13 protein-coding genes are annotated in these 12,442 nt (G+C 56.6%); 5 read left to right on the top strand and 8 right to left on the bottom strand.

Going from position 1 to position 12,442, the window contains the following annotated elements:
- Positions 1-79 precede the first annotated feature (79 nt).
- Positions 80-688 (top strand): TetR/AcrR family transcriptional regulator, encoded by a 609-nt coding sequence (locus ACFPDR_RS12760; RefSeq protein WP_060186235.1) that lies wholly within the window; start codon positions 80-82, stop codon positions 686-688.
- Positions 689-783: 95 nt separating this feature from the next.
- Here ACFPDR_RS12760 and ACFPDR_RS12755 read toward each other — a convergent pair whose 3' ends face one another.
- The 3 genes from ACFPDR_RS12755 to ACFPDR_RS12745 form a co-directional block, all read right to left on the bottom strand.
- On the bottom strand, positions 784-2,097 hold the full coding sequence (locus ACFPDR_RS12755; RefSeq protein ID WP_060186236.1) for a ferric reductase-like transmembrane domain-containing protein: 1,314 nt from the start codon (positions 2,095-2,097) through the stop codon (positions 784-786).
- Positions 2,098-2,358: 261 nt separating this feature from the next.
- On the bottom strand, positions 2,359-3,525 hold the full coding sequence (locus ACFPDR_RS12750) for an amidase (RefSeq protein ID WP_060186237.1): 1,167 nt from the start codon (positions 3,523-3,525) through the stop codon (positions 2,359-2,361).
- A gap of 15 nt (positions 3,526-3,540) precedes the next feature.
- The gene (locus ACFPDR_RS12745) at positions 3,541-4,533 is read right to left on the bottom strand and encodes a Bug family tripartite tricarboxylate transporter substrate binding protein (protein WP_009463220.1); all 993 of its coding nucleotides are present in this window, start codon (positions 4,531-4,533) and stop codon (positions 3,541-3,543) included.
- Between the two features lie 154 nt (positions 4,534-4,687).
- Between ACFPDR_RS12745 and ACFPDR_RS12740 the strand changes: the two genes are divergently transcribed.
- Positions 4,688-5,581, top strand: coding sequence for a LysR substrate-binding domain-containing protein (locus tag ACFPDR_RS12740; protein WP_026484978.1), 894 nt, complete (start codon positions 4,688-4,690; stop codon positions 5,579-5,581).
- On the opposite strand, the gene ACFPDR_RS12735 is transcribed toward ACFPDR_RS12740, so the two are convergent.
- Positions 5,573-6,427, bottom strand: a complete 855-nt coding sequence (locus ACFPDR_RS12735) for an AraC family transcriptional regulator (protein ID WP_376911198.1) — start codon at positions 6,425-6,427, stop codon at positions 5,573-5,575. The two genes, ACFPDR_RS12740 and ACFPDR_RS12735, sit on opposite strands and share 9 nt — an antisense overlap.
- A gap of 130 nt (positions 6,428-6,557) precedes the next feature.
- Here ACFPDR_RS12735 and ACFPDR_RS12730 point away from each other — a divergent pair, with 130 nt between their 5' ends.
- Positions 6,558-7,100, top strand: a complete 543-nt coding sequence (locus ACFPDR_RS12730; RefSeq protein ID WP_083054202.1) for a carboxymuconolactone decarboxylase family protein — start codon at positions 6,558-6,560, stop codon at positions 7,098-7,100.
- Between the two features lie 64 nt (positions 7,101-7,164).
- Here the strand turns inward: ACFPDR_RS12730 and ACFPDR_RS12725 are convergent, their stop codons facing one another.
- Positions 7,165-7,476: a monooxygenase gene (locus ACFPDR_RS12725; protein WP_376911197.1), complete on the bottom strand. Its 312-nt coding sequence runs from the start codon at positions 7,474-7,476 to the stop codon at positions 7,165-7,167.
- A 166-nt stretch (positions 7,477-7,642) separates the two neighbouring features.
- Between ACFPDR_RS12725 and ACFPDR_RS12720 the strand changes: the two genes are divergently transcribed.
- Together ACFPDR_RS12720 and htpG are read left to right on the top strand one after the other, a co-directional pair.
- Positions 7,643-8,527: an EamA family transporter gene (locus ACFPDR_RS12720; protein ID WP_060186242.1), complete on the top strand. Its 885-nt coding sequence runs from the start codon at positions 7,643-7,645 to the stop codon at positions 8,525-8,527.
- A gap of 94 nt (positions 8,528-8,621) precedes the next feature.
- A complete protein-coding gene (htpG, locus tag ACFPDR_RS12715; protein WP_060186243.1) occupies positions 8,622-10,526 on the top strand; it encodes a molecular chaperone HtpG in 1,905 nt (634 codons plus the stop codon).
- Between the two features lie 170 nt (positions 10,527-10,696).
- Here htpG and ampD read toward each other — a convergent pair whose 3' ends face one another.
- The 3 genes from ampD to ACFPDR_RS12700 are packed head-to-tail and all read right to left on the bottom strand — an operon-like array spanning position 10,697 to position 12,432.
- Entirely contained in the window at positions 10,697-11,332 is a 636-nt protein-coding gene (ampD, locus tag ACFPDR_RS12710; protein ID WP_376911196.1) for a 1,6-anhydro-N-acetylmuramyl-L-alanine amidase AmpD, read from the bottom strand.
- A gap of 4 nt (positions 11,333-11,336) precedes the next feature.
- Positions 11,337-11,588, bottom strand: a complete 252-nt coding sequence (locus ACFPDR_RS12705) for a PP0621 family protein (RefSeq protein WP_009463238.1) — start codon at positions 11,586-11,588, stop codon at positions 11,337-11,339.
- On the bottom strand, positions 11,581-12,432 hold the full coding sequence (locus ACFPDR_RS12700) for a cytochrome C assembly family protein (RefSeq protein ID WP_009463240.1): 852 nt from the start codon (positions 12,430-12,432) through the stop codon (positions 11,581-11,583). The genes ACFPDR_RS12705 and ACFPDR_RS12700 overlap by 8 nt, the downstream gene beginning before the upstream one ends.
- Positions 12,433-12,442 lie beyond the last annotated feature (10 nt).

Below are 12,442 nucleotides of genomic sequence, written 5' to 3'. Positions count from 1 at the left end.
AAATAAACAGGCTGGCTAAAATAGCGCCGTGACACCCGACGAGGCACTTTGTCGGGGTTTTTCTGATACTTTGACATCCATGACCGCTGCCAAAACACCTCGTACCCAACCCTCTGAAGTTCGTCGCCGAGACTTATTGGAGGCGGCTGCCACCTTGTTTTTGCAACAAGGGTTTGATGCCACGCCGGTGGATGAAATTGTGTCGCGGGCGGGCATGTCCAAGGGCTTGTTCTATCACTACTTCAGCTCCAAGCAAGAGATTCTGGCTGCCCTGCGAGAGCAGTTCATCCAGCAGTTTCATGACCGGGTGCAGGGGGCGCTGGAGCAGGCGCCGGCAGAGGATTGGGTGCAGCGTCTGGCTTGCTGGATTCGCGCTTCGGTTCAGGCCTATAGGGACACGCTGGAGATGCATGATCTGGTGTTTTCAGACCATATGCGCAGCAATTACCAGGGCGAACGCAACACGGTAACCGAGCCCTTGCACAGGATCCTGAACGAAGGGCAGCAAGCGGGGGCCTGGTCTGTGGCCGACGTGGATTTGACCGCCTGGGTGATCTACCAGGGCATGCATGGCGCGGTCGACAATATGGGGTTGGAAACTGCAGAGCAGTGGGCCGTCATGGAGAACAATCTGGTGACTCTTTTTGTGTCTATGCTCGGGGCGACGCCGCCTCACCAAAATATGTAGGCTGTTCTAGCCGCACTGGATTGCTGCACTCAGCATACGCAGAACTGGCCTTGTTCTGATTTCTAAACAAGGCCAGTTGCTGGATGAGCAAAGGCTTAGCGGAACTGGAAGTGTTCCTTGTGCAAGGTCCAGGATTTTGCAGGCAGTGTTTGCTTGAGCTCACGTCGCAACTGTCGGCCCATTGCAGCCGGTCCACAGAACCAGATATGCAGAGGTTTGTCGGCATGGTAATGCTGCAGCACCTCTTTGGGCGTCCAGCGACGGCCATCGGCATAAATTTCCAGATTCACGTCCGGGTGCTCTTTGGCAGCCTTGCTCAAGGCCTGAGCCAATGGGTCAGTACCATGCTGACAGGCATATTGCAGATAGGCGTAGGGAGCGTGACCGTCCTGATGTTCCTGGCTTAACCAGGATAGAAATGGCGTGGCCCCGACACCCGCACCCACCCAGATATAAATGCCCTTGTCATCGCGGTCCGGCTGAGTGAAGCGTCCATAAGGGCCGTCCAGCTCAATGTTCTGGCCAACATGCAAACGCTCGGGCAGGCTGCGGGTCCAGTCGCCCAACTGCTTGATATGAAAGCGCACAATCTGGTTGTCCTGATCCGCATCGGACAAGGTAAAGGGGTGGGACTCGGATTCACCCTTCAAACGCAAAAAGGCAAACTGCCCAGCCTGGTGACCTGGCCAGGATTGGTCCATGCGGCATTGCACTTCCAGCACATCACCTTGTGACGTACAGGAGATCACGGTGCCCGTATGCGGGTAGGCCGAACTCAAATTGCGTAGCAGCTGGATGCCGGCTGCTGCTGTCCCGATCACCATGGTGATGGCCAGTGCCCAGCCGCCTATACCGCTCCAGTAAGCAGGGGGCGTCAGTACCACGCCATGAAAGATCAGGATCAAATAGGCCACTGGCATCAGGCGATGCAGGCTGTACCACTTTTTATAGGAAATCGTGCGGTGCGCCAGGGTGATGATCAGCATCAGAATCAGCGCGTAAAACGTCCATTCACCCAGTGATTTTGCATAGGGCTTGAACAGGCTGACCCATTCAGGAACCGGGGTTTTGGCCAGACGGCCGCCCGTGCCGATCGCTGCCGAGATCAGACCTTTGGATTCCTTGCTGAGCCAATGGGCCAGACTGAGCAAAATGGCGATGATACCCAGCCATTTATGCAGCCTGTAGGCTTTGTCCATGCCGCCTAACCAGGGTTCCAGACGGCGGGGACGCAGGGCCAGAATCATGATGGCCGTCATGGTGCCCAGTGCCAGAATCCCGGTTAACAGCATGCCTTCTTGTCGGACCACCCACAGCATATCGCCCGGTGGCGAGGGGGCCAGCCACAGGGCTTCAACAGCCCAGATCAGAAAGAAAGTGGAGAGCAGCAGTAAGAGAGGGCGACGCATGGTCTTTTCCGGATTGTTTGAAAGAGCCGGGTGCTGCGTAGTCGCGATGTGATGAACGTACCGACGCAGCGCACCGGGAACACCTTATTGATGTTAGTACGCTGCCAAGCCGTTTGCGGAGCCAATATTCAAGAGTGTTTTGAGAAAACTCAAAGCACTCCTAAATATTTGTTATTTAAAGCATTTGTTAATGATTCTGGTTGCTGTTTACTCTATTTCAGCTTGTTGCAGAGTAGTTCTTTTGATTGCTTTTCAGGCCCATCAAGCCGGGCAGATAAGCGATGCCAGATCCAGCAAAGCCGCGTCCTGGTGAGGCTGTCCGATCAGTTGCAAACCCAAGGGCAGTGGGTTGTTTTGACCGGGCGCGGGCAGGCTCAAGGTAGGCCAGCCCAACAAGGACCAAGGACGATTCAGTATCGAAGAGCCCGTGCTATCCAGTCCATAGGGAGCCGGGCCGGGAGCCGCTGGAGTTAGCAATGCGTCGAAATGACCATAACGATCCTGCCATTCTGTTTGCAATTGGCGACGGCGCGCCTGCCAGGCGTGGTAATCCGCTGCAGGCAATTCCAGGCCTTGTTTGATGGCTTGCACGGTAATGGGGCGCAAGGCATCCGGGCTGGCTTGCCAGACGGGTAGCAGGCTGCGGGCCATTTCATAAGCCATGATCTGGCCTTGCAGGATCAGCAGCTCTTTCAGTTGTGGGTCCGCAGGCAGACGCTCCAGGTGGGCGCCTTGTTGCTCCAGATGCTCACAGCCTTGTTCCAACGCGGCCAGTGCTGCGGGTGTGATCGGGCCCAGATCTTTGCCATCCAGCACGCCAATTCGCGGCGCGGTGGGGACTCGACTATCAGGTAAGCCTTGCAGGACAGTGGCCACGCGGCGCAGCACGGACAAGTCCCGGCTGAAGTAGCCGATCGTGTCCAGGCTGTCGCACAACAAGAAAAGACCGCTGCGATGCACCGCTCCAAAGCTGGGTTTGAAACCCAGAATGCCGGTGAACGCAGCGGGGCGCATCATGGAGCCTCCCGTTTGGGTGCCCAATGCAAAGTCAACCATGCCAGCTGCTACGGCCGCAGCCGAACCACTGGAAGAGCCGCCGGGCGTGTGCTCCAGGTTCAGTGGATTACGGGTGGGGCCGGGGGCTGCGTAGGCAAATTCGGCGGTGACGGTTTTGCCCAGGGCAATGGCACCAGCCTGACGCAGCAGGGCGACACAGGCGGCGTCCCGCTCGGCGGGTAGCGCATTGGGGAAATGCGCGCCGTAGCACGTGGGCATGCCTTGAACATCCAGCACATCTTTCACACCAAAGCTCAAACCCGCCAAGGGGCCAGTGGGATTGGTGCTGATACAGGTGGCGGGATCAGCCAGCCAGGACCAGGCCTGGATAGCCTGGTCCTGCGTAGCGAGAGGGGAAGGGTTTGCAGTCATAAGCGAGAACTGGAACTACTGAATCGAGATGTTCTGTGCCTTGATCAGCGCGGTCCAGCGTTTGGTTTCTTCTTTCACAAAAGCGGTAAATTCTTCAGGTGTGCCACCTACAACTTCCGCGCCTTGGGATTCCACAATCTGACGGTAGTCGGGGTCTTTCAGGGCGTCGTTGACAGCCTTGTTCAGTTTTTCCAGTACATCAGCAGGCAAGCCGGCGGGGGCAATCACGCCAAACCAGTTCGAGGCCACCAGATCCACGCCTTGTTCTTTGAAGGTGGGGGTGTCAGGCATGGCTTTCAGACGCTCTTCCGAGGTCACACCCAGTACGCGCAGGCGTGGGTTGTCGATTTGCATGTGGGGCAGGAACAGACTGGCCAATTCCAGATAAAAGGAGATATTGCCGGCCAGCAAGTCGTTCGATGCAGGAGCGCCACCACGGTAAGGCACGTGTACGGCGTCAAAGCCGGAGGTGGCCTTGAACTGTTCAGTCAGCAAGTGCGAGGCACCACCAGCGCCAGTCGAGGCGTAGTCGAGTTTTTCGGGGTTCTTCTTACCGTCGGCGACCAGATCAGCCAGAGACTGGTAGGGCGAGTTGCTGTTTACACCCAGTGCCATGGCACCGCGTTCGATCAGGGCGATGGGCTGCAAATCCTGTTCAGGATCAAACGGCAGGTTGCTGCCGTACAGCGCCTTGTTCACCGACATGGGGCCAAAGTTGCCCAGGCCGATGGTGTAGCCGTTGGGCTTGGCGCGCGCAATCATGCTGGTGCCGATATTGCCGCTGGCACCGGGCTTGTTTTCCACCACGATTGTCACGCCCAGGCTGTCGCTCATTTTTTGAGCCAGCATGCGCGAGCGGGTATCCGAGCTGCCACCTGCAGCGTAGGGCACCACAAACGTAATGGGCTGCGAAGGGTAAGCCGCGTCGGCCATGGCCGAACCGGAACCCAACAAAGTCAGTGTGAGCAGGCCACTCAGTAAAGGGGCGCGATGCTTGAATACCGTCATGTCTATCTCCTGCGTTGGGCCAATATTCGCAGTGACGTGCAGTATGGCCCTGTTTTTGATAAGTGTCAGGACGGATGGTAGTAAGAGCTAATTATGTTGTCTAATATTAAAAATAATCGTTATTGATCTTTTTCCTAACCTAATTGGCGGGCATATGCTGGACTCCAAATTAAGCGAGATGTTCTTGGTGGTGGCGGAAGAGCTGCATTTTGGTCGAGCCGCCCAGCGTTTGTTCATGACCCAGCCGCCCTTGAGTCAGGCCATACGCAGGCTGGAAGAGCAGGTAGGGGCGACCTTGTTTATCCGCACCACACGCACGGTGCAATTGACGGCGGCGGGAGCGGAGTTGCAGCGCCGCCTGCGCTTGATCGGCAACGAACTGGAGCAGACCTTGCAAGCGGTACAGCAAGTGCATAGAGGCGAGACTGGCATGTTGCGCATAGCCCTGACCCCCAGCAGCGCCTATGCGGGGGTATCCAAGCATTTGTATCGCTTTCGACAGGACTTCCCGCAGGTGGATATACAGATCTACGAGATGAACTCCAGCGATATGCCTGCGGCTCTTTACGAGCGCCGGGTGGATGTGGCCTTGATTCGGCCTTCCTTTGCCGTGCCCGATTTGAACCCGCAGCTGGTGGAGTCCGAACCCATGATGTTTGTCGTCAGGCGGGATGATCCACGTGCTCAGGAGCATAGTCAGGGGCTGACCTTGCACCAGGCTTTCTCTTACGAAATGGTGGCGTATTCGCGGCAACAGTCGCGTTACTTTCATCTCTTGCAGCAGCGCATGTTGCAGCGCTCAGGCTGTCTGCCGCGCTTTGCACAGGAAAGCATGGTGCCCACGGTGCTGGTCATGGTTGAAGCGGGCATTGCTCCAGCTATTGTTCCCGCTTCCCTGGCGCGCTTGCGCACCGATACCTTGGAGTATCTGCCTCTGCTGGATGCAGACGATATTGCGGCAGAGCTGATGAGTGCTTATGTCTCGGACAATACCAACCCGGCCTTGGTGAATTTTCTGGCGGTGCTGGAACAGAATCGCTCAAGCTGATTGACGGGCGGCCAACCATTCCCGCATGGATTGACCCGTGCGCTGCCGAAACAGGCGGGACAGGGCAGAGGGGTTGGCGTAGCCCAGATCCAGAGCAATACGTTTGGCAGACTGGCCTTGTGCCAGCCGCTGGCAGGCCAGCGACAGGCGCCATTGGGCCAGATAGTCTGCCGGTGTGTCGCCCACCCAGCGCTTGAATTGCACGGCAAAGGCGCTGCGCGACATCTTGGCTTCCTGTGCCAGTGTTTGCACGGTCCAGTCCCGACCGGGATCGGCCTGAATAGCCAGCAGTGCGCGCGCGATGGGTGGGTGTGACAAACCTCGGAACAGGCCTACGGGAATCTCGCAACGATCAGGATGGTCAAACAGCCAGCGTAGCAATTGCAGCAACACGATCTCGAACAGACGGTCTGCTAGTAGGCGATGGCCGCAGCGCACGGACTCCGTTTCTGCAAAGAGCAGGCCCAGTGCCTGTTCAAGGCCGGCCGCTTCTTCCAGCGGCACAATAATCAGATCGGGCAGGGAGCGGGCCAAGGGATGATGCTCACCCCCATCAAAATCCAGGGTGGCACAGGTGAAATCCGAGCCTTCATTGGGCAGATCGTAAAAAGCGTGCTCCAGCGGACGGGGGTAGAACAGCAGGCTGGGGCGGTCAATGGTCAGGACTTCCGGCACGGGATCGCGCGGATCGTGGCGCACGCTTAACTGGCCGCGTCGCAGAATGTGCAAGAAGGCCCGTCCGGGTTGGGCCGCAAAGCGGGTTACGCCACACAAAGAGCCGTTGTAGAACAAATGAGCCCGAACACGGAATTGTTCCAGCAGAAGGGAGAGGCGATCCAGGTTCATGAAAACATCCTCATCTGGATGAAAAGGTAAGTTGTCGGGACTAATCTTATCCAATGATCTTGATCTTGGCGAGACACTATCCCTGCAAGCTTTTTCCGGCCACCCCGGCCTACTTCACCAGGAGATCATCATGTCCCGTCTTACATTGCCTGACGTTGCTCAAGCTCCCGCCGCCAGCCAGCCTGCTTTGCAGGAAATTCAAAAAGCCTTTGGTGGCAGCGTGCCTGCCATGTTCCGTATGGTGTCCAATTCGCCCGCCGCCTTGCGCAGCATGTGGGGCTCTTTCGGCGCCTTTGCCGGTGGCAAGCTGGGTGCGAAATTGGGCGAGCAATTGGCGGTTGCCATTGCCGACCGTAATCGTTGCGAATACTGCTTGGCTGCCCATAATGTGCTGGGTGCCAATGCTGGCCTAAGTCCGGAGACACTGGCCCAGGCTCAGCGTGGTCAGTCGGATGACCCGCGTACCGCCGCCGCTTTGAAATTTGTGCTCAAGCTGGTGGATCAGCGTGGGCAAGTTTCAGCTGCCGATGTGCAAGCCGTGCGCGATGCCGGCTTTTCCGAAGGTGAGGTGGTGGAACTGGTCGGTGTGACTGCCTTGAACCTGTTCACCAACTACATCAACAATGCGCTGGAGGTTCCGGTGGATTTCAAGGCCGTTGAGCTGACTGCCTAAGCATCGATATGGAAGCCCGCTTGCTGATATGCAGGCGGGTTTTCTTGCGTCTGTTGTCTGTGTTTTATTTGGCTGACAAGGGACCGGAATTGATAGCTGTCAGCGGCTGGTTCACATCAAAAAAGCGCGCATCAATGCCGGTGATGCCAAAGCTGTTGAGCCGTTTGCTGTGCATCTCCAGATACGCCAGCGCGCTGGCTTGATCGCTGAATAGATACACGCCACCTGCTTTGGACTGTTCTTTATTCTCGGTCCAGATTTTCCAGATCAAGCCAGGTTCCAGGCAGATGGATTGCGCCAGTTCTTGCATGGCTTCGCTCATCTCTGAACCCCAAGGGCCGGGGTAAGGAAAATCAACATACAGCAGGGTGCTCATGATCGGCTCCATATCAAAATACGTGTCGAACATCATACCTTGATGTTTGAATTGTCCAGTACTGTCTCTTATTTGTCATGGGACGTTGAAAGGCCCGTGATTGGCTGGCCTCCCCCTTGAAGGGGGCGTATAGTTTTTCTTTTGCTATTTGCTGGTGGAAGCCCTCATGTCCTGGACCGCTTTGTTGTTGGTGGTGTGTGCTGCGTTCATTCATGCGGGTTGGAACTTGCTCTCTAAACGGGCGGCGATGGCAGGGGCGCATTTTGTATTTGCGTACTCTTTTTTTGCCATTCTGTTTTATTTCCCCATCACGCTGTGGGTGGTCTTTACGCAAGGCAATATGCCCTGGACCAGCGAGACCATTACCTGTTTGGTGCTTAGTGCCTTGCTGCACATGTGCTATAGCCTGAGTTTGCAAAAAGGCTATCAGGTTGCAGACCTGTCCGTGGTGTATCCCATTGCCCGTGGTACGGGCCCCATGCTCTCTTCCATTGGTGCTTTTATCCTGCTGGGCGAGCCTGTGCGTCCTTTGGGAGTGCTCGGCATCTTGCTGGTCGTGATGGGGATTTTGCTGATCGCCACGCAAGGTCGATTGCGCCGTTTTTTCAGCCCTGCAGCGCTGACGGGTGTGCGTTGGGGCATGCAGACCGGGATTCTGATTGCGGCCTATACCGTGGTCGATGCCTATGGCGTCAAGGTGCTGCTGATCTCGCCATTCCTGCTGGACTGGTTCAGCAATGTGTTGCGCCTGGGGATGCTGGCCCCTTTTATCGCCAAGCGGGGGCGGGCAGGCTTCGTCAAGTTCAAACCTTATTGGAAACTGGCGGCTGCAGTGGGTTTGTTATCGCCCATGTCCTACATCCTGGTCTTGCAGGCATTAAGCATGGGCGCACCCTTGTCCATGGTGGCGCCCGCCCGTGAAATGTCCATGATGGCCGGCACCATATTGGGTATGGTCGTCCTGCGCGAAAAGGCCAATGTCTGGAGTTTGCTCGGTTGCGCCATCATGATCAGCGGAGTCATTGCCCTGACATCCGGGCCGGCGGCCTGATCCGTCTCTTGAAATATGGTGGGTCGTCCCTATCTGTCTGCAATAGGGCGCGCTTTGGCGTGCGGCAATCAACCCATTTTTTTGCTTTTTCACCATGAGCCAGACTGACACTGCGAATACGTCCGAAACCTTGGGTTTTCAGGCTGAAGTCAAACAATTACTGCATTTGATGATTCACTCCTTGTACAGCAACAAGGAGATTTTCCTGCGTGAGCTGGTATCCAATGCGTCGGATGCCTGTGACAAACTGCGCTTTGAGGCTATCGACAATCCAGCTTTGCTGGAAGGCGACCCAGAGATGCGTATCCGCGTGGAGTTCGACAAGGACCAGCGCACGATCACCATTTCCGACAACGGCATTGGCATGTCCCGTGATGAAGCCATTGCCAACCTGGGCACCATCGCGCGCTCGGGCACCAAAGAGTTCTTCTCCCAACTGACGGGCGACAAGCAAAAAGACACCCAACTGATTGGTCAGTTTGGCGTGGGCTTTTACTCCTCCTTTATCGTGGCCAATAAAGTGTCCGTGCTGACACGTCGTGCCGGTGGCGATCAGGAAGCCGTGCTGTGGGAGTCCGCCGGTGAAGGCGAGTTCACCATTGCCGCCGCTGAAAAAGCCGAGCGCGGAACCACCATCACCTTGCACCTGCGTGAAGGCGAGGACGATTTCCTGGACGGCTGGCGACTGCGCAACGTGCTGCGTCGCTACTCCGATCACATCTCCTTGCCCGTGCAAATGCGCAAGGAAGAGTGGGACGAAGAAAAGCAGCAACAAGTAAAGCAGGACGAGTGGGAAAGCGTGAACCAGGCCAGCGCCTTGTGGACACGCTCCAAGTCGGAAATCACCGACGAGCAGTACCAGGAGTTCTACAAGCACATCGCTCACGATTACGAGAATCCTCTGGCCTGGACACATAACCGTGTTGAAGGCCGTAGTGAATACACCCAGCTCTTGTTTGTCCCCAAGCAGGCTCCGTTTGACTTGTGGGACCGCGATGCTCGCCGTGGCGTGAAGCTGTACGTGAAACGCGTATTCATCATGGACGACGCCGAGCAGCTGCTGCCTGCTTACCTGCGCTTTGTGCGCGGTGTGATCGATTCGGCCGACCTGCCGTTGAACGTCTCGCGTGAAATCCTGCAAGAAAGCCGTGATGTCCGCGCTATCCGCGAAGGTAGTGCCAAGCGCATCCTGTCCTTGCTGGAAGATCTGGCCGAGAACCAGCCCGAGCAATATGCCGAGTTCTGGAACCAGTTCGGCCAGGTCCTGAAAGAAGGCACTGGCGAAGACATGGGCAATCAGGCCCGTATCGCTGCCTTGCTGCGCTTTGCGTCCACGAATCAGGAAGGTTCGGCGCAGGTCGTTTCCTTGAACGACTACATCGGTCGCATGAAAGAAGGTCAGGACAAGATTTACTACGTCACGGCTGACACTTTTGCCGCTGCATCTAACAGCCCGCATCTGGAAGTATTCCGCAAGAAAGGCATCGAAGTGCTGTTGATGTCCGACCGTGTGGACGAGTGGATGTTGTCTTACTTGCGCGAATTTGAAGGCAAGCAACTGGTATCCGTGGCCAAGGGTGGCCTGGACCTGGATTCGCTGGCGGACGAGGAAGAAAAGAAACATCAGGCAGAAGTGGCTGAAACCTTCAAACCTCTGGTCGAGCGCCTGCAAACCACACTGGGCGAGAAGGTCAAGGAAGTGCGCATTACTGCCCGTCTGGTCGATTCCCCTGCTTGCGTGGTGGTCGATGCTAACGAACTGAGCCCGCACCTGCTGCGTATGCTGCAAGCCGCTGGCCAGGAAGCTCCCGAGGTCAAGCCGATTCTGGAAATCAACCCGGAGCACGCCTTGATCGCCAAAGTCCAGGCCGCTGACGACGAGGCTTTTGGTGAGTGGGCACAGTTGCTGCTGGAACAAGCCATGCTGGCCGAAGGTGCCGCATTGCAAGATCCCGCCAGTTTTGTGAAGCGTGTGAACCGCTTGCTGTTGAATCTGTAAACCTGAATCTTGCTGGCTCTGCGTCAAGCAGGGCTAGATACTAATCAGGTAAAGCCCTGATCGTCTTACGATGATTGGGGCTTTTTGCATCTGTATCTATGAGTGGGCTTTAGGGCGGATCACGATAGTGAATGCTGTAGCATTTTTCTTGTTATTGGCCCTGAACTACTTTATCGGTCTTGATCTGGCTCTGGTCTTTGCTTTGGTCCCAACTCTTGTTCCGGCAAGGTTTCTTTGGGCCAGCCATGTTCCCGCTTCACCCGTTCCCAATCAAAGAAAGGGCCCGGATCTGTCTTGCGCCCCGGAGCGATGTGCTCATGGCCACGTACGGCGCGCAAATTATGGCGCATACGTAAAGCGCGGCTCAGGCGGGACAGCTCCCGGTACTGCGCTTCTGTAAATGGCTCGAAATCGCTGCCTTCCAGTTCAATGCCAATAGAGAAATCATTGCAGCGCTCGCGGTCTTCAAAGCGCGACACACCCGCATGCCAGGCGCGGCGGGTAGTGGGAACAAACTGGATGATGTGGCCAGTGCGCTGGATCAGAAAGTGAGCCGAAACTTTCAGGTCCCGGATGTTCTCGAACCAGGGGTGGGCGCTGATATCCAGCTTGTTCTGAAAAAAATCCCGAATGTAGGGCCCGCCGAACTCTTGCGGTGGCAGGCTGATATTGTGCAGCACCAGCAAAGTCGGAGTGTCGCCCTCGGGGCGGTCATCCTGATTGGGTGACAGGGCGCGCAAGACATTGGCATGAGGTTTCAGCCAGCCCTGTCGGTCCAGGTCGTAGGCGTGGTGCATGCGAGCCATGGCGTTAGCTGCGTGGGCCGCGCTTGGCGTGTTCCAGGCTGCACCAGGTGTGATGATTGCTCATCAAGGCTTCGGAGCGTGGCAGATAAATCCCACAGTGTGCGCAACGGACCATTTCTTCAGCAGCACCTTGCTTGCGCGGGGGACGCATGGTGGGGTTGGGTGGATTGCGCTTGCGGGCCTTGTTTTGCGACACGATGCGGGCAATGATCATGGCCGCCAGGATGGCGACAACCCAAAATAAGACTTTACCCAATTTTCCCTCGTTGCAAGATGACGTCTAGTACAAAGTGGCTGCCTGTATAGGCCAGCAGCAGGAAGGCAAAACCGGCCAAGGTCCAGCGCAAGGCAACGCGACCACGCCATCCATACTGTTTCCGACCCCATAATAAGCCACCAAATGTAACCCAGGATAGCAAGGTAAAGACAGTTTTGTGGTCGGCGGGCAAAAATTTACCGTCTATCGCCATGGAGACGGCGGCACCGCTCAGAATCGTGAAGGTCAGAATCACGAAAGAGACACGGATCAGGCGAAACAGCAGCTCCTCTTGCACCAGCAGGGGCGGCATGGTGTCCAGAACCCGGCTGAACAAACCACGTTGCTCCTGATGAAGAATAGGGCGGTGCAACTGACGGTCCAGAGCCGTCATCAAGACGGCGTGCAAAGCCGCCACGGTGCTAAGCCCATAGGCGACCAGCGCAATCATCAAGTGAATCCGTAGCCATTCATTGCCGACATGGTTGACGATATGGCCTTCGGGAAAGGCCATGGCCAGCAGGCTGACGATTGTGGCTGCAGGCAGTAGAATGAGCAACAGGCTGTCCAGACGCAGATACAGGCTTTGGAACCAGAACACCACCATGCCCAGCCATATTGCCGCTGACAGGGCCAGTGCCCAGCTCAGATGCAGCCCCTGGGGCAGCACAATAGTCAGCAGCAGGCCCGCTCCGTGCACAATGATGGCGCAGAGCAAGGCCACCCGGCTGGGGGCATTCAGTACGGTTCGGGTGCTGCCGCGAGTCAACGGACGCCAGAGCGAGATCGACAGCACGATGTACGCCAGTGCGGCGAGCAAGTGAAATACAATACTTGCAGACATAAGTCCCGGA

This window comes from Alcaligenes sp. GCM10023179 (genome assembly GCF_042653705.1).
Classification (GTDB): domain Bacteria; phylum Pseudomonadota; class Gammaproteobacteria; order Burkholderiales; family Burkholderiaceae_B; genus Alcaligenes; species Alcaligenes phenolicus.
This window is presented reverse-complemented; position numbering and strand designations above follow the sequence as displayed.

What these genes read in the sequence shown, in the direction of transcription:
- ACFPDR_RS12725 (WP_376911197.1), bottom strand. Translation starts at nt 7,476, where the DNA reads ATGAGCACCCTGCTGTATGTTGATTTTCCTTACCCCGGCCCTTGGGGT.
- ACFPDR_RS12730 (WP_083054202.1), top strand. Translation starts at nt 6,558, where the DNA reads ATGTCCCGTCTTACATTGCCTGACGTTGCTCAAGCTCCCGCCGCCAGC.
- ACFPDR_RS12750 (WP_060186237.1), bottom strand. Translation starts at nt 3,525, where the DNA reads ATGACTGCAAACCCTTCCCCTCTCGCTACGCAGGACCAGGCTATCCAG.
- ACFPDR_RS12755 (WP_060186236.1), bottom strand. Translation starts at nt 2,097, where the DNA reads ATGCGTCGCCCTCTCTTACTGCTGCTCTCCACTTTCTTTCTGATCTGG.
- htpG (WP_060186243.1), top strand. Translation starts at nt 8,622, where the DNA reads ATGAGCCAGACTGACACTGCGAATACGTCCGAAACCTTGGGTTTTCAG.
- ACFPDR_RS12720 (WP_060186242.1), top strand. Translation starts at nt 7,643, where the DNA reads ATGTCCTGGACCGCTTTGTTGTTGGTGGTGTGTGCTGCGTTCATTCAT.
- ACFPDR_RS12735 (WP_376911198.1), bottom strand. Translation starts at nt 6,427, where the DNA reads ATGAACCTGGATCGCCTCTCCCTTCTGCTGGAACAATTCCGTGTTCGG.
- ACFPDR_RS12760 (WP_060186235.1), top strand. Translation starts at nt 80, where the DNA reads ATGACCGCTGCCAAAACACCTCGTACCCAACCCTCTGAAGTTCGTCGC.
- ACFPDR_RS12745 (WP_009463220.1), bottom strand. Translation starts at nt 4,533, where the DNA reads ATGACGGTATTCAAGCATCGCGCCCCTTTACTGAGTGGCCTGCTCACA.
- ACFPDR_RS12700 (WP_009463240.1), bottom strand. Translation starts at nt 12,432, where the DNA reads ATGTCTGCAAGTATTGTATTTCACTTGCTCGCCGCACTGGCGTACATC.
- ACFPDR_RS12740 (WP_026484978.1), top strand. Translation starts at nt 4,688, where the DNA reads ATGCTGGACTCCAAATTAAGCGAGATGTTCTTGGTGGTGGCGGAAGAG.
- ampD (WP_376911196.1), bottom strand. Translation starts at nt 11,332, where the DNA reads ATGGCTCGCATGCACCACGCCTACGACCTGGACCGACAGGGCTGGCTG.